At 68.7% G+C, this 15780-nt stretch carries 14 protein-coding genes and 1 other RNA gene; 13 read left to right on the top strand and 2 right to left on the bottom strand.

Annotated features, from left to right (window positions below):
• Window positions 1-2 precede the first annotated feature (2 nt).
• From ACORJG_RS10630 to murG, 12 genes are all read left to right on the top strand, one after another.
• Complete coding sequence (locus ACORJG_RS10630) at window positions 3-764, top strand: N-acetylmuramoyl-L-alanine amidase (RefSeq protein ID WP_427788996.1); 762 nt, start codon at window positions 3-5, stop codon at window positions 762-764.
• A gap of 284 nt (window positions 765-1048) precedes the next feature.
• Window positions 1049-1427: RNase P RNA component class A (gene rnpB, locus ACORJG_RS10625), an RNA gene on the top strand.
• Between the two features lie 530 nt (window positions 1428-1957).
• On the top strand, window positions 1958-2437 hold the full coding sequence (locus tag ACORJG_RS10620; RefSeq protein ID WP_427788995.1) for a division/cell wall cluster transcriptional repressor MraZ: 480 nt from the start codon (window positions 1958-1960) through the stop codon (window positions 2435-2437).
• Window positions 2434-3396 (top strand): 16S rRNA (cytosine(1402)-N(4))-methyltransferase RsmH, encoded by a 963-nt coding sequence (gene rsmH / locus ACORJG_RS10615; protein WP_427788994.1) that lies wholly within the window; start codon window positions 2434-2436, stop codon window positions 3394-3396. The genes ACORJG_RS10620 and rsmH overlap by 4 nt, the downstream gene beginning before the upstream one ends.
• Window positions 3393-3770, top strand: a complete 378-nt coding sequence (gene ftsL, locus ACORJG_RS10610; RefSeq protein ID WP_427788993.1) for a cell division protein FtsL — start codon at window positions 3393-3395, stop codon at window positions 3768-3770. Before rsmH ends, ftsL begins: the two co-directional genes overlap by 4 nt.
• Entirely contained in the window at window positions 3767-5548 is a 1782-nt protein-coding gene (locus tag ACORJG_RS10605) for a peptidoglycan D,D-transpeptidase FtsI family protein (protein ID WP_427788992.1), read from the top strand. The genes ftsL and ACORJG_RS10605 overlap by 4 nt, the downstream gene beginning before the upstream one ends.
• Window positions 5545-7014, top strand: a complete 1470-nt coding sequence (locus ACORJG_RS10600; RefSeq protein WP_427788991.1) for a UDP-N-acetylmuramoyl-L-alanyl-D-glutamate--2,6-diaminopimelate ligase — start codon at window positions 5545-5547, stop codon at window positions 7012-7014. The genes ACORJG_RS10605 and ACORJG_RS10600 overlap by 4 nt, the downstream gene beginning before the upstream one ends.
• On the top strand, window positions 7007-8446 hold the full coding sequence (locus ACORJG_RS10595) for a UDP-N-acetylmuramoyl-tripeptide--D-alanyl-D-alanine ligase (protein WP_427788990.1): 1440 nt from the start codon (window positions 7007-7009) through the stop codon (window positions 8444-8446). The genes ACORJG_RS10600 and ACORJG_RS10595 overlap by 8 nt, the downstream gene beginning before the upstream one ends.
• A complete protein-coding gene (gene mraY, locus ACORJG_RS10590; RefSeq protein ID WP_427788989.1) occupies window positions 8447-9556 on the top strand; it encodes a phospho-N-acetylmuramoyl-pentapeptide-transferase in 1110 nt (369 codons plus the stop codon). It abuts the gene before it with no gap.
• Between the two features lie 4 nt (window positions 9557-9560).
• Window positions 9561-11090 carry a Mur ligase family protein gene (locus ACORJG_RS10585; RefSeq protein WP_427788988.1) on the top strand — a complete coding sequence of 510 codons (1530 nt, stop codon included), beginning with the start codon at window positions 9561-9563 and terminating at the stop codon, window positions 11088-11090.
• Window positions 11087-12268 carry a putative lipid II flippase FtsW gene (gene ftsW, locus ACORJG_RS10580; RefSeq protein WP_427788987.1) on the top strand — a complete coding sequence of 394 codons (1182 nt, stop codon included), beginning with the start codon at window positions 11087-11089 and terminating at the stop codon, window positions 12266-12268. The genes ACORJG_RS10585 and ftsW overlap by 4 nt, the downstream gene beginning before the upstream one ends.
• 13 nt (window positions 12269-12281) lie before the next feature.
• Entirely contained in the window at window positions 12282-13367 is a 1086-nt protein-coding gene (gene murG / locus ACORJG_RS10575) for an undecaprenyldiphospho-muramoylpentapeptide beta-N-acetylglucosaminyltransferase (RefSeq protein ID WP_427788986.1), read from the top strand.
• Between the two features lie 23 nt (window positions 13368-13390).
• Here the strand turns inward: murG and ACORJG_RS10570 are convergent, their stop codons facing one another.
• The gene (locus tag ACORJG_RS10570) at window positions 13391-14464 is read right to left on the bottom strand and encodes a 5-(carboxyamino)imidazole ribonucleotide synthase (RefSeq protein ID WP_427788985.1); all 1074 of its coding nucleotides are present in this window, start codon (window positions 14462-14464) and stop codon (window positions 13391-13393) included.
• Entirely contained in the window at window positions 14464-14961 is a 498-nt protein-coding gene (purE, locus tag ACORJG_RS10565; RefSeq protein WP_427788984.1) for a 5-(carboxyamino)imidazole ribonucleotide mutase, read from the bottom strand. The genes ACORJG_RS10570 and purE overlap by 1 nt, the downstream gene beginning before the upstream one ends.
• A 127-nt stretch (window positions 14962-15088) precedes the next feature.
• Here purE and ACORJG_RS10560 point away from each other — a divergent pair, with 127 nt between their 5' ends.
• Window positions 15089-15691 (top strand): GGDEF domain-containing protein, encoded by a 603-nt coding sequence (locus tag ACORJG_RS10560; protein ID WP_427788983.1) that lies wholly within the window; start codon window positions 15089-15091, stop codon window positions 15689-15691.
• The last annotated feature ends 89 nt before the right edge of the window (window positions 15692-15780 follow it).

Here is a 15780-nt window from a genome sequence, read left to right as displayed (position 1 = left end):
TCATGACCGCCTATACCGACGCGCCATCTCCGAACTTCGACGCCCGGCGCGGCCCGCCGGACATGCTGGTGCTGCACTATACCGGCATGGAGACGGCCGAGGCGGCGATCGAGCGTCTGCGCGACCCGGAGGCCAAGGTCTCGGCCCACTATGTCGTCGATGAGGACGGCTCCATCCTGCGTTTGGTGCCGGAAGAACGCCGGGCCTGGCACGCCGGGCGCGGCGCCTGGCAGGGCGAGACCGACGTCAACGCCGCCTCCATCGGCATCGAGATCGTCAATCCGGGCCATGAGTTCGGCTATCGCCTGTTTCCTGAACCGCAGATCGAGGCGGTGATCGCCCTGATCGGCGACATCCGCACCCGCTGGTCCATCCCCGACGCCCGCATCATCGGCCACTCGGACATGGCGCCCGAGCGCAAGCAGGACCCGGGCGAGCTTTTCCCGTGGAAGCGTCTGGCCGAGGCCGGGCACGGCCTGTGGTTCGACCCGGCGCCGGAGCGCATCGGCGCCCTGGGCGCGCCCCTGTCGCCGGGAGACGAGGGGCTGGGCGTCATCGTCCTGCGTTCGGGCCTGCACCGGCTGGGCTATGGGCTGCAGCCGGGCGGCGCCTATGACGAGGAGACCCGCCTGACGGTCGAGGCCTTTCAGCGTCACTGGCGGCCGGATCGGGTGGACGGCGTGGCCGACGGCGAGACGCGGGCGCGTCTGGTGGGGTTGCTGCAACTGGCCTCGGTCGAGAGCGTGACGGGCGTGCTGGATTAAACCAAGCGCCGCACCTCTCCCTCCCCGTCCCGGGGAGGGTGGTCGCGCAGCGACCGGGTGGGGAGGGCGAGGTGATGCAGGCGCTGCCTTGCCTTCCTTCGTCATCCTTTGACCGGACCTGATGGTAATGGCGGAAGAAGCGGTTTCGGCCGTGTCCGTATCGCCCTGCCGCCCCCACCCGGTTTCGCCCTTCGGGCTCAACCACCCTCCCCGGGACGGGGAGGGAGAGGTGTGGCGCGTGTCTCACATTGACCTTCGCCCCATTCGCGCGCATCTAGCGCTCGCCAGACGGCCGGGCGGTCGCGGCGGGGGCTTGCTCCTGTCGAGGAAAGTCCGGGCTCCACGGTGAAAAGGCGGCGGGTAACGCCCGCCCGGGGTGACCCGAGGGACAGCGCCACAGAAAGCAAACCGCCTGGGCTTCGGCTCAGGGAAGGGTGAAAGGGTGGGGTAAGAGCCCACCGCGTCGGCGGCAACGTCGACGGCATGGCAAGCCCCGCCTGGAGCAAGACCAAATAGGGACATCGCGCGGGGCTCGCTCCGCAGGGTTCACCGCCCCAGATGTCCGGGTAGGTCGCGAGAACCGTCCAGCAATGGGCGGTCCAGAGGAATGATCGTCGCCGCTTTCGGGCGGAACAGAACCCGGCTTACAGGCCGTCTGGCTTTATATTTCGCCCTACCGCGCTTTGCGCTGCTTGAGGGTGTTATTGCTGACCCTCTCCCGGCGGGAGAGGGCTTGAGCTTCGGAGAGCCGAAGGCGATCCGCAAAGCGAAAGGGTGAGGGGCTTGTCCCTTCAGTCGGCGTAAGCCGTATCGCCATCAGTCAGCCGCAGCCTTCGGCCGACTTCACCCGCGAACCCTCACCCTTTCGCGCAAGAACGATCGCTGATGCTCTCGTGCGCTCAAGCCCTCTCCCATCGGGAGAGGGGTGCTCATTAACCATTCCGTTTAAATCAAGGCCTTAGAACCCGTCCACAGGCTGTGAATACTCATTTTGTTCTGTGTATGTTCCGATTTTACAGTCGTGGCGACGTCTTCGGAACCGCAAATTAGGTTAAAGGGCGTCAACTAATCCCATTGAGGCCCATTCTGTCCCATGCTATCCCAATGGCTCATGAGTAGGGGCCGAACGCCCGACGCGTGGGCTTTTTTCAACGGATTTCAGGGACGGGCCGCAGGGTTCGATTGGGCAGGGCGTGTTTCTCTCGACCTACGAGAAGCAGCTGGACGGCAAGCGCCGTCTCCTGATCCCTCAGGAATTCCGTACGGCTGAGAACGGCGCCGAGCACGGCGTCTTCTGCTTTCCCTCCATCGAAGCGGACTGTCTGGAAGCGGGCGGCGACAAGCTGTTCGCCGAATATCGCGCGGTGATCGAAAGCCTGCCGTTCGGCGATCCCTATCGCTCGGCGCTGGAAGCCTCGATCTTCGGCGAGCAGAAGCCGCTGGCCTATGACTCGGGCGGGCGCATCACCCTGCCGGAACATCTGTGCGCTGAGGTCGACCTGTCCGACACCGTCGTCATCTACGGCGTCGGCGAGCGGTTCCAGATCTGGAACAAGGACAAGTGGGCCGCGCACCGCGCCGAGCAGCGTCGCATGGCGCGCGAGGGTCTGAAGCAGTTCGGCGAGATGCGCCGTCAGGCCCAAGGTCAGGCGAAGGCGGGAGGGGCGGCATGACCTCTCCGCACGCGCCCGTTCTGCTGGCCGAGGTGATCGAGGCGCTGGCGCCCATGGCGGGCGACGTCGTGATCGACGCCACCTTCGGCGCGGGCGGCTATACGCGCGCCATTCTGGAGCGCGGGGCCGATGTGGTGGCGCTGGATCGCGACCCGACGGTGCAGCCGTTCGCCGAGGCTGTGGCGCGTGATTTCCCCGAGCGCTTCCAGCTGATCCGCACGCCGTTTTCCGGTCTGTCCGAGGCGTTCGAGGAGAGCGGCAAGGCGAAGCTGGACGGTGCGGTCTTCGACATCGGCGTCTCGTCCATGCAGCTGGATCAGGCCGAGCGCGGCTTCTCCTTCATGCGCGACGGGCCGCTGGACATGCGGATGAGCGATGAGGGCGTCACCGCCGCCGACATCGTCAACACCTGGGACCACGGGCCGCTGGCCCATATCTTCAAGCTGTATGGCGACGAGCGTCAGTCGGGCCGGGTCGCGACCGCCATCCTGCGTCGCCGGGTCGAGCAGCCGTTCACCCGCACGCTGGATCTGGCTGAGGTGGTGGAGAAGGCTCTGGGCGGGCGTCGCGGCGCCGCCATCCATCCGGCTACCCGCGTGTTTCAGGCCCTGCGCATCGCCGTCAACGACGAGTTGGGCGAGCTGGAGCGCGGGCTGGAAGCAGCCGAGGCGACGCTGGCGCCCGGCGGGCGGCTGGTCGTCGTCACCTTCCATTCGCTGGAAGATCGCATCGTCAAGGCCTTCATGACCGAGCGCACCGGCAATGCGCCGGGCGGATCGCGCCACGCGCCGGTCGCGGTCGAGACGCGCAGGCCCAGCTTCGACCTGCTGTTCAAGGGCGCGCGCGAGGCGGGCGAGGCTGAACTGGCCGCCAACCCCCGCGCCCGCTCGGCCAAGCTGCGTGCAGGCGTCCGCACCAGCGCCCCGGCCTGGGGCGCGGTGAAGGGGAGGGTCGCATGATCGCCATGCCCGCCCCCATCAAGCGCCTGTTCGAGTGGAAGGTGCGCGGCGTGCGCTGCGTCGAGATCATCGGCGTGACCTGCGTGCTGGCGCTGGTCTTCTCGGTCTATATCGCCAAGGCGGCCGCCGCCCGCGAAAGCGCCGAGATCAGCCGTATCGAGCGCGATATCCGCGAAAACCGCGAGCGGGTCCGCCTGCTGCGCGCCGAGGTCACGCGGCTGGAGCAGCCCGCGCGGCTGGAGGCCCTGTCGCGTGAGATCGGCCTGGGTCCGGTCGATGTGAAGAAGCAGGCGGGCGAGGCGACCCTGCCTGAAATCGCGCCTGTTCCGCCTGAAAAACCTGCTGAGAAACCGGCTGTGGAGGCGGCGCCATGAGCGTGCATGACCATCACGGCATGGGCGGCTATCGCGGCCGTCCGCAGGCGACCTTCGGCGGCGCCGTTTCGGCCTGGGGGCGCTGGGTCGCCTCTCTGGTGTGGAATCTGGAGCATTCGTTCGAGCGCGCCCGCGCCGACGCCCGCCCGGAAGAAGACACCCGCGTCCGCATCTTCCTGATCATGGCCGTCTTCTGCGTGGTGTTCGCCGGGCTGGCGCTGGGCGCGGCGCACGCGGCCCTGCTGACGCCGCGCGGCGGGGCGGGGGCGGGCTTCAACCCCGGCGCCCTGACGCGCGCCGATCTGGTGGATCGCAACGGCCAGCTGCTGGCCACCAACATCACCCACTACGGCCTCTACATCGACCCGCGCGAGGTCTGGGACATTCCGGCGGCCAAGGCCCAGCTGCGCCGCGCCCTGCCGCGCATCTCGGCCAAGCGGCTGGACAAGGTGATGAGCGGCGAGCGCCGCCTGATCGTGCTGACCGGCCTGACGCCGACCGAGCGCCGGGCGGTTCACGGGCTGGCGCTGGGCGGGGTGACGTTCGAGCCGGAGGACCGCCGCGTCTATCCGCTTGGGACCTCGGCCGTGCATCTGATCGGGCGTTCTGATACGGGCGGCGAGGGCGTCGCGGGCGCCGAACTGGCCTTCAATCAGGAAATCCGCGCGGCGGGCGTGGCGGGCGAGGACTTCCCCCTGTCCATCGACCTGCGGGTTCAGGGCGTGGTTGAGAACGAACTGGCCATCGCCGCCGAGGAGCACAAGGTCAAGGGCGCCGTCGCCGTCGTCGCCGACGTGCAGACAGGCGAGATTCTGGCGATGGCCTCGTGGCCGACCTATGACGCCAACCGCCGCAACGCCGCGCCGGAAGAGGCCACGCTGAACCGCGTCGTCTCGGCCCACTATGAGATGGGCTCGGTGTTCAAGAGCTTCACCGTCGCCGCCGGGATCGACACCGGCCGGGCCGACATGAACACCCTGTTCGACGCCTCTCAGGCGCTGCAGATCGGCAAGCGCCGCATCACCGACTTCCACGCCACCAACAAGGTGCTGACGCTGGAGGAGGTCTATCTGCATTCGTCCAACATCGGCACCTCGCGACTGGCGGTCGAGATGGGCGGCGATGTGATGCGCGACTATTTCCGCCGTCTGGGCCTGCTGGACGCCGCCCCGATCGAGCTGAAGGAATCGGCCGCCCCGCCCAAGGTGCGCAAGTGGGACGACAGCACCCTGGCGTCGCTGTCCTTCGGCTATGGCGTCATGGTCACGCCGATCCAGTATGTGGCGGCCTATGGCGCGCTGAGCAACGGCGGGCGCTATGTGGCGCCGACCCTGCGCAAGGGCGGGCGTCCGAACGCCCAGACGCATCAGGTCGTCTCGCCCGAGACGTCGGCCGTCATGCTGGACCTGATGCGCCGCAACGTGACGCGCGGTTCGGGCCGGTTCGCCGATGCGCCGGGTCTGCGCATGGGCGGCAAGACGGGCTCGGCCAACAAGCTGGTCAACGGCCGCTATAATCCGGCGGTGGCCGTCGGCTCCTTCGCCGGGGTCTTCCCCGCCGACGGGCCGGTGGACGCCAAACGCTACACCGTCTTCGTCCTGATGGACGAGCCGGGCGTCTATCCGCGCACCGGCGGCTATGTCGCCGCGCCCGCTGTGGGCCGGATCGCCAACCGCATCGCGGGCTTCCTGGGCGTCGAGCGCAAGGCTGACCGCTGGTCCACCGCGCTGGGCGAAAAGATCCCCGAGTTCCAGGACGTGGAGGGCGACGGCCGATGAGCCTTCCCGCCGCCCACCTGCGTCTTTCCGAACTGCTGCGCCGCGACGTGGCCTCGGATCCCGAGATCACCGCCGTCACCGCCGACAGCCGTCAGGTCGTGCCCGGCGCCCTGTTCGTCGCCCTGCCGGGGACGCAGGCCGACGGCCGCGCCTTCATTCCGCAGGCCCTGGCCAAGGGCGCGGCGGCTGTTCTGGCGCCGTCGGATACGCCGGAAGGCGCGGCGCCGGTTCTGGTCGGATCGGGCGATGTGCACCGGGCCTACGCCATCGCCGCGCGCGCCTTCTACGGCGCACAGCCGCGCACCTGCGTCGCCGTGACCGGCACCAACGGCAAGACCTCGGTCGCCAACTTCTGCCGCCAGATCTGGGCCGGCATGGGCCTGAAGTCGGCCAGCATGGGCACCCTGGGCGTCGTCGGCCAGAAGGGCGACAGGACCTACGCCCTGACCGGCCCCGGCCTGACCAGCCCCGACGCCGCCGAAGCCGCGCGCCTGCTGGCCGAGCTGGCCCGCAAGGAAGTCACGCACCTGGCGCTGGAGGCCTCGTCCCACGGCATCGACCAGCGGCGTCTGGACGGGGTGGCGATCAAGGCGGCGGGCTTCACCAATCTGACGCAGGACCACCTCGATTATCACGGCACGATGGAGGACTACCGCGCCGCCAAGATGCGCCTGTTCGAGGCCCTGCTGCCGCGCGGGCGCACGGCGGTTCTGAATGCGGACTCCGACGCCTATTCGGCCTTCGCCTCGGCCTCGATCATGGCCGGTCTGGGCGTGATGGGCGTCGGCGAGCGCGGGCGCGACCTGACCCTGCTGGCGCGCCGCGCGACGCCGGAAGGCCAGCGCCTGAGCATCGATGTGCGCGGCCGGGTGCATGACGTCCTGCTGCCGCTGGCCGGGGCGTTCCAGGCGTCGAATGCTTTGGTGGCGGCGGGCCTGTGCATCGCCGGCGGCGAAGACCCCGACCGCGTGATCCCGGCGCTGGAGTTGATCCGGGGCGCGCAGGGCCGTCTGCAACGCATTCCCGGCGGCGCGCGCGGCGGCGAGGTCTATGTCGACTACGCCCATACCCCCGACGGGCTGGAGACGGTGCTGAACGCGCTTCGTCCGCATGCGACGGGCAAGCTGATCGTCGTCTTCGGCGCGGGCGGCGACCGCGACCGGGCCAAGCGTCCCCTGATGGGCGAGATCGCCGGGCGTCTGGCCGATACGGCCATCGTCACCGACGACAACCCGCGTTCCGAAGACCCCGCCTCCATCCGCGCTCAGGTTCGCGCAGGCTGCCCCGACGCGCTGGAGATCGGCGACCGCCGCGAGGCCATCCGCCACGCCGTCTCCCTGATGCGCGAAGGAGATGTGGTCGTGATCGCCGGAAAAGGGCATGAACAGGGTCAGATCGTCGGCGGGGTGGTGCATCCCTTCGACGACGCCGCCGAAGCGACCGAAGCCCTGAAAGATCATGCCTGACGCACACACGCCGCTCTGGACCGCCGAAGCCATCGCCTCGGCCACCGGGGGACGGCTTCATGGACCCGACGCTGAAGTCTCGGGCCTGACCTACAACAGCCGCGAGATCCAACCGGGCGACCTGTTTCTGGCCCTGCACGGCGCACGCGACGGGCATGAGTTCGCCGAGGCCGCCTTTGCGGCAGGCGCGACGGTTGCGCTGGTCGACCGGCCGGTCGAGGGCGGGCCTTATGTGCTGGTTCCCGACACCCTGAAGGGCTTGGAGGCGCTGGGCGTCGCCGCGCGCGACCGCGCCCGCCTGCGCGGCGCCGTCACCGGCAGCGTCGGCAAGACCAGCGTGACCCAGGCCATCAAGGCGGGTCTTGATCTGGCGGGATCAAGCCACGCCTCGATCAAGAGCTACAACAACCATATCGGCGTGCCCCTGACGCTGGCGCGGATGCCGCAGGGCACGGATCGCGCCGTGTTCGAGATCGGCATGAACCATCCGGGCGAGATCGGGCCGCTGTCGGCCTTCGTGCGCCCGCACGCCGCCTGCGTCACCACGGTCGGGCCGGTGCACATCGAAGCCTTCGCCGACGGCGAGGCGGGCGTGGCGCGCGAGAAGGCCGCCATCTTCGAGGGGCTGGCGCCGGGCGGGATCGCCGTGGTCAACGCCGCCGACGCCCATGCCGACATCGTGCGTCAGGGGGCTGAGAAGGCCGGGGCCGTGGTGCGGACTTTTGGTCATGCGGCGGGTTGCGACGCGCGCCTGCTGGAGTTTGTGGCTGATAGCGGGGGCGCGACCGTCACGGCCGAGCTGGACGGACGGCGCATCGAATATCGCCTCGCGCAGTCGGGCGTGCACTGGGGGCTGAACAGCCTGTGCGTCATCCTGATGCTGCAGGCGCTGGACGTGTCGCTGGAGACGGCGCTGCAGGCGCTGGCGGGCTTCCAGCCTCTGGCCGGGCGCGGGCAGGAGCGGACGGTCGCTGTGCCCGGCGGCGCCTTCACCCTGATCGACGAGAGCTACAACGCCAATCCGCTGTCGATGAAGGCGGGCTTCGTCAGTCTGGGCGCGCGGTCGCTGAAGGCGGGCGGGCGCCGCGTCGTCGTGCTGACCGACATGCTGGAGCTGGGCGAGCACAGCCGCGCTCTGCACGAGGGGTTGGCCCCCGCCATCATCGCCGCCGGTCTGGATGTGGTGCATACGGCCGGGCCGCAGATGCGCCTGCTGCATGAGGCCCTGCCGCCGTCGCTGCGCGGCGAGTGGCGCGAGACCGCCGCAGAACTGGCGACTGAGGCCGCCCTGTTGGTGCAGCCGGGCGACATGGTCATGGTCAAGGGCTCGAACGGATCGAAGGCGTCGCTGGTCGCGGCAGCGCTTGCAAATCTCGGCCTCGCCGAACATGAGGCCCGCGACGGCGCCGTGGCCCGAGGAAAGTCCGCTTAAATGTTCTATCTGCTCTATCTCTATTACGCGGACGTCGCTCAGGATTATCCGCTGCTGCACCTGATCCAGTATCAGACGGTGCGTGTGGCGCTGGCGATGGCGACCTCGATGATTGTGGCCGTGGCGATGGGCAGCCGCTTCATCAACTGGATCCGGGCCAAGCAGGGCCGGGGCCAGCCGATCCGCGACGACGGCCCGGTTTCGCACCTGTCCAAGGTCGGCACCCCCACCATGGGCGGGCTGATGATCCTGGCGGGCATCGGCGTGGCCGTGCTGCTGTGGGGCGACCTGACCAACCCCTATATCTGGATCGTCTCGGGCGTGACGGCGGCGTTCGGCGTGCTGGGCTTCATCGACGACTACGCCAAGGTGACGAAGCAGACCTCGGCCGGGCTGACGTCAAAGCAGAAGCTGGCGGCCCAGACGGTGGTGGCTGTCATCGCCGGCGTGCTGACCGTGCTGTGGATGACCCAGTCGCCGACCTCGCCGGGGCTGGAGACGTCGATCGCCTTTCCGTTCCTGAAGGCCGTGCTGCTGAACGTCGGCTGGTTCTATGTGGCGTTTGCGGCCTTCACCATCATCGGCTTTTCCAACGCAGTGAACCTGACGGACGGGCTGGACGGGCTGGCCATCGTGCCGGTGATGATGGCGGCGGGCGCCTTCGGCATTATCGCCTATCTGGTCGGCAACTTCGTCTTCGCCGAGTATCTGCAGGTTCACCATGTGCCCGGCTCGGGCGAACTGGCCATCTTCTGCGCCGCCATCATCGGCGGGGGCATGGGCTTCCTTTGGTATAATGCGCCGCCCGCCAAGATCTTCATGGGCGACACCGGCTCGCTGGCCCTCGGCGGCGCGCTGGGCTCCATGGCCGTAGCCACCAAGCATGAACTGGTGCTGGGCATCGTCGGCGGCCTGTTCGTGGTCGAGGCGGCCTCGGTCATGATCCAGGTCGGCTACTTCAAGCTGACGGGCAAGCGCATCTTCCTGATGGCGCCGATCCACCACCATTTCGAGAAGATGGGCTGGCCGGAATCGACCGTGGTGATCCGCTTCTGGATCGTCGCCGCCATGCTGGCCCTGGCCGGTCTGGCCACGCTGAAGCTGCGTTGATCCGATGATCCCCGTTCCCGGCTTCGAGGTGCGTCGCGTTGCGGTCTTCGGCCTGGGGCGGTCGGGGATCACGGCGGCGCGCGCGCTTCAGGCCGGGGGCGCTGTTCCCGTGCTGTGGGACGACGGCGTCTCGGGCCGGATGCAGGCAGAGGCCGAAGGGTTTGTCGTTGAGGATCTGACCCGCGCTGACTGGTCCGGGTTCGCCGCGCTTGTACTGTCGCCGGGCGCGCCGCTGACCCATCCGAAACCGCACTGGAGCGTCGAGCGCGCCCACGAGGCGGGCGTGCCGGTCATCGGCGACGTGGAGCTGTTCGCGCGGGCGCTGGCCGCCCTGCCGCAAGGGGAACGGCCGCGCGTGGTCGCCATCACCGGCACCAACGGCAAATCGACGACCACGGCCCTGATCGGCTGGGTGCTGAAGCAGGCGGGCCTCACGGTTCATATCGGCGGCAATATCGGCATCGGGGTGCTGGCCCTGCCTGAGCCGACGGCGGATGCGGTCTATGTGATCGAGGTGTCGTCCTATCAACTGGACCTGACGACGGGCTTCGCGCCGGACGTGGCGATCCTGACCAATGTGTCGCCGGACCATCTGGACCGTCACGGCGGGATGGAGGGCTATGTCGCCGCCAAGCGCCGGATCTTCCAGGCGCAGCATGATGAGGCGCTGGCGCTGGTCGGCGTGGATGAAGAATGGGGCCGGAAGGCTGCGGCGGATCTGCGCGCGCAGGGACGGCGGGTCGAGACGGTGGTGTCCCTTCCTTCTCCCCTCGGGGGAGAAGGTGGCTTGCAGAGCAAGACGGATGAGGGGGGCGTGTCCCCTGTCGCGTCCCGTGCCGAAGAGACGCAGTCGTATCTGGCGGCCCCCTCATCCGAGCCGCTTCGCGGCCCACCTTCTCCCCCGAGGGGAGAAGGGTATGCGGCAGCGGCTGGCGTTTTGATGGCGGGCGATAAAGTGCTGGCGGATCTGACCGCCGCCCGCTCGCTTCCCGGCCGCCACAACGCCCAGAACGCGGCCTTCGCCTACGCCACGGCGAGGGCCCTGGACGTGTCGCACGAGGCGGCGGTCGAGGGGCTGTTGAGTTTCCCCGGCCTGTCGCACCGGATGGAGGCCGTCGGACGTCTCGGCGCCGTTCGCTTCATCAATGACTCCAAGGCGACCAATGCGGATGCGGCGCGGCAGGCGTTGGCGTCTTACCCCTCCGTCTTCTGGATCGCGGGGGGCAGGGCCAAGGACGGCGGGATCAATGATCTGCGCGATCTGTTCCCGCGTGTGGCGCGGGCCTATCTGATCGGAGAGGCGGCGGACGCCTTCGCCGGGACGCTGGGCGATACGCCGCACGTCGTGGCCGGGACGATGGAGCGCGCCGTTGAACTGGCCGCCGCCGATGCGGCCGCGGCCGGGGGCGAGCAGGTTGTCCTGCTGTCGCCCGCCTGCGCCAGCTTTGATCAGTTTCCCGATTTCGAGGTCCGGGGCGAGGCGTTCCGCGCCGCCGTCCTGAGCCTGGGCGCACGGGCGGAGCCTGCCGCATGACCCACAACAGCTACAGCCACCCCTTTTCGCGCAACGACCAGAGCATGGTGGCGCGCTGGTTCTGGACGGTGGATCGCGGCCTGTTGGGCGCGGCGCTGACGCTGATGGCGCTGGGCGTGGCGCTGAGTTTCGCCTCAAGCCCGGCGGCCATTCTGGCCGATGAATCGATCCGTGATCCCTTCCACTATTCGTGGCGGATGATGGTGTTCTCGACCATGGGCGTCAGCCTGATGCTGGGGGCGTCGCTGCTGTCGCCGCGCGGAGTGCGGCGGATCGCGGTGCTGGCGCTGGCCTGCGCCATCGTGGTTATGGCGGCTCTGCCCTTCATCGGCGACACGGTGAAGGGGGCGGCGCGCTGGATCAATCTGGGGCCGTTCAGTCTTCAGCCGTCAGAGTTCGCCAAGCCGGGCCTGATCGTCTTCGCCGCCTGGATGTTCGCCGAGGCCCAGAAGGGCGAGGGCGTGCCCGGCGTCAGCATCGCCTTCGGCATGTGGGCGCTGACGGTCGGCCTGTTGCTGATCCAGCCGGATATCGGCCAGACACTGCTGATCACCACCACCTTCATGGCCGTCTTCTTCATGGCCGGGGTGCCGCTGAAGTGGGTGGCGGCGCTGGCGGCGGTGGGCGCGGGCGGGGTGGTGTCGCTGTATTTCATGTTCGGCCATATGCGCGATCGCCTGAGCCGCTTCCTGTCGCCCGAGACGACCGACACCCACCAGATCGACCGCGCCTCCGAGGCGATCCGCGCCGGGGGTCTGGTCGGGCGCGGCATCGGCGAGGGGGTGATGAAGCGCCATGTGCCGGACCTGCACACAGACTTCATCTATTCGGTCGGCGCCGAAGAGTTCGGGCTGGTGCTGTCGCTGACCATGATCGGGCTTTACGCCCTCATCGTCATTCGCGGGATGCGCAAGGCGATGAAGCTGAACGACCCGTTTGAACAGACGGCGGCGGCGGGGCTGTTCATGCTGATCGGGCTGCAGGCCTGCATCAATGTGGCGGTGAACCTGAACCTGATCCCGACCAAGGGGATGACGCTGCCCTTCATCAGCTATGGCGGGTCGTCCATGATGGCCATGGGGCTGACCATGGGGTTTGCGCTGGCCCTGACCCGGCGCCGTCCGGGCGCCTATGAACTGGGATCGAACGTCAATCCGCGCCGTCGCCTGCTGCCGTAAGAGAGCATCATCCATGACCAAGGTCTGCGTCGTCGCCGCCGGGGGCACCGGCGGCCATATGTTCCCCGCCGAGGCGCTGGCCCGCGAGATGGCGGCGCGCGGCTGGCGCGTGGTGCTGGCCACCGACAAACGCGGCGAGCAATACGCCCACGCCTTTCCTGCTGAGGAACGTCTGGCGCTGGACGCGGCGACGGGCTCTGGCCCCATCGGCCTGATGAAGGCCGGTCTGGCGATCCTGAAGGGCGTCGGTCAGGCCAAGGCGGCGTTCCAGCGCACGGGGGCGGACGTGGTGGTGGGCTTCGGCGGCTATCCGTCGGCGCCGGCCCTGCTGGCGGCGGTGACGACGCGGCGGCCGACAGTGATCCATGAGCAGAACGCCGTGATGGGCCGCACCAACCGCTATCTGGCGCCCAGCGTGGGCGTGATCGCGGCGGCCTTCCCGACGCTGGGACGGGCGCCGGACAAGGTGAAGAGCCGCGTCCAGCTGGTCGGCAATCCGGTGCGGCCGGACATCCGCGCCCTGTTCGACCGGGCCTATGTCGCACCGGTCGAGGGCGGGCCGATCCATGTGCTGGTGACGGGCGGCAGCCAAGGCGCCCGCATCCTGTCCGAGACGACGCCGCGCGCGCTGGCGGCCCTGCCGGAAGCCATCCGCAACCGGCTGAAGGTGCAGCAGCAGTCGCGGCCCGAGACGCTGGAGGCCGCGCGCCAGATCTATCTGGACGCCGGGATCGAGGCCGAGGTCGCCCCCTTCTTCCGGGACATGGCCGACCGGCTGTTCAAGGCGCATCTGGTGATCGGGCGGGCGGGGGCTTCGACCTGTTCGGAGCTGGCGGTGGCGTCCCTGCCGTCGGTGCTGATCCCGCTGAAGATCGCGATGGACGACCACCAGACCCTGAACGCGCGGGCGCTGGCTGAGGCGGGCGCGGCGAAGGTGATCGCCGAGGATGATCTGACGGTGGATGGCCTGACGGCGGCGCTGAAGGCGATTCTGGCGGACCCGGCGACGCTGGCGGCGATGTCGGCGGGTGCGCGGTCGGTGGCCATTCCGGATGCGGCGCAACGGCTGGCTGATCTGGTGGAAGCGGCGGCCGCCTGAACCCTCTTCTATCGGGAAAAGGGTCAGAGAATGCGGTTGATGTGGGCCATCTTCCGCCCCGGGCGGGCGTCGTGCTTGCCGTAGAGGTGCAGGCGGGCGTCGGGCTCAGATGCCAACGTGCGCCATTGCTCGACTTCATCGCCCAGCAGATTGGTCATCTCGACGCGGGCGTGGGCCTGCGTCGGGCCGAGAGGCCAGCCGACGACGGCGCGGACGTGCTGCTCGAACTGGTCGCAGACGCAGCCGTCCTGGGTCCAGTGGCCGGTGTTGTGGACGCGCGGGGCGACCTCGTTCACCAGCAACTCGCCATTTCCCATGTCGAACAGTTCGATGCCCATGACGCCGATGTAGTCGAGGCCGTCCAGAACGGCGGCGGCGATCTGTTCAGCGCGTTCCTGCGTGGCCGGATCGACGGCGGCGGGGGCGGTGGTGGTCTTCAGCACCCCGTTCTGGTGGACGTTTTCACCCAGAGGGTAGACGGCGATCGCGCCGTCGCGGCCGCGCGCGGCAATGACTGACAGTTCGCGCTGGAAGACTGCGGCGGCCTCCAGCACGGCGGGGCGGCGGCCGATGGTGTCGAAGGCGGCGGCTGCGTCGGCGGCGTCGCGGATCCAGACCTGGCCCTTACCGTCATAACCTTCGCGGCGGGTCTTCAGCAGGGCAGGCAGGCCCAGCGTCGCGATGGCGGCGGTCAGGCCGTCCAGCGTGGTCACGGCGGCGAAGGCCACGGTCGGGGCGCCGACGGCATTGAGATAGGTCTTCTCGTCCACCCGGTCCTGGGCCACGGCCAGCGCCGTCGGCCCTGGGGCGACCAGGGCGCCCGCTTCGGCCAGGGTCTCGACCGAGGCGGCGGGGACGTTCTCGAACTCGAAGGTGACGACGTCGCACAGGCGGCCCAGCGCTTGAAGCGCGTCGGGGTCGTCATAGGGGGCGGTGATCTGGGCGCGCGAGACGCGGGCGGCCGGACAGTCCGGCTGTGGGTCGAGAATCACTACGTCGAAGCCGAGGCGCGACGCGGCCTGGCTCAGCATCCGGCCCAACTGGCCTCCGCCGAGAATGCCGAGGGTCGAACCGGGAGGCAGGGGTAAATCGGGCATCAGTCCTCGACGCTTTCGGCGACGGATTCGGTCTGGGCGGCGCGGAAGGCCGACAGGCGCTCGGCGATAGCGGGGTCAGACAGGGCCAGAATCTGCGCCGCCAGGATGCCCGCGTTGGCGGCTCCCGCTTCACCGATGGCCAGGGTGGCGACGGGCACGCCGCCCGGCATCTGGACGATGGACAGCAGGGAATCGAGGCCCTTCAACGCCTTTGACTGGACCGGCACGCCCAGCACCGGCAGATCGGTCATCGATGCGGCCATGCCGGGCAGGTGGGCGGCGCCTCCTGCGCCCGCGATGATGACCTTGAAGCCGTTCGCCTTGGCCGTGGTGGCGAAGTCATAGAGGCGCTGGGGCGTGCGGTGGGCGCTGACGACCTTGGCCTCCCAGGCGACGCCCAGCTGATCCAGGCGGTCGGCGGCCAGCTTCATCGTGGGCCAGTCGGAGCGGCTGCCCATGATGATGGCGACGGAAACGGGCGGCGTGGAGGCGGTCATGCGCAAAGGCTCCCCAAGCGGAAAGCGGCCCGTTACAGCACCCGCGTTGCACCCGCAACCGGGGACGCTAGACTCAAAGTCGTCGCAAGGCCCTGAGTCGGCCGGATTTGCGACGCCGGAGCCTGCCTTGAACCACCTGGCCGAACAGACGACCGCTCCGGATGCAGACGCGGATCTGCGCGCCGAGATCGCGCGCCTGCGCGCCGAGGTGGCGGCCCTGACGCAGCGGGCCGAGCGGGCCGAGGCCCTGGCCGATCACGATGTGCTGACGCCCGTGTTGAACAGACGTGGCTTCATGACGGTGCTGGCGCGCAACATGGCCTATTGCCGCCGTCACGGGGTCGAGGCCGCCCTGCTGTATCTGGACCTGGACGGCTTCAAGGCGATCAACGACAGCCTGGGCCATGCGGCGGGCGATGCAGCCCTGATCGCCGTGGCTGAACTGCTGTTGGCCAATGTGCGCGAATCCGACGCCGTGGGGCGCATGGGCGGAGATGAATTCACGGTCTTGCTGATGAATGCAGGCCTTGATGACGGGCGCGAAAAGGCCCGGCGCCTGTCCGCCGCGCTGGAAAGCGAAGGCTTCATCTGGAATGCCGATCGGATAGCTCTGGGCGGATCCATCGGTGTCCGCGCCTATTCGGGGCAGGAAAATGCCGAAATATGGCTGTCAGAGGCAGACGCCGCCATGTGGTTGCGAAAGCGGGCACGGCCACAGGCGTCACGTTGATATCCTTGTAATCGGAAATCGGCGCTGCATGGCAAATATTATTTTCTGACCAACCGTAATATCCGAAGCTTTATTTTGTGGCGAAATGG

Origin of the sequence: Brevundimonas diminuta, from assembly GCF_050310045.1 — a bacterium.
GTDB lineage: Bacteria > Pseudomonadota > Alphaproteobacteria > Caulobacterales > Caulobacteraceae > Brevundimonas > Brevundimonas diminuta_F.
Note: the sequence above shows the minus strand (reverse complement) of the source record. Positions and strands in the feature narration are given on the sequence as shown.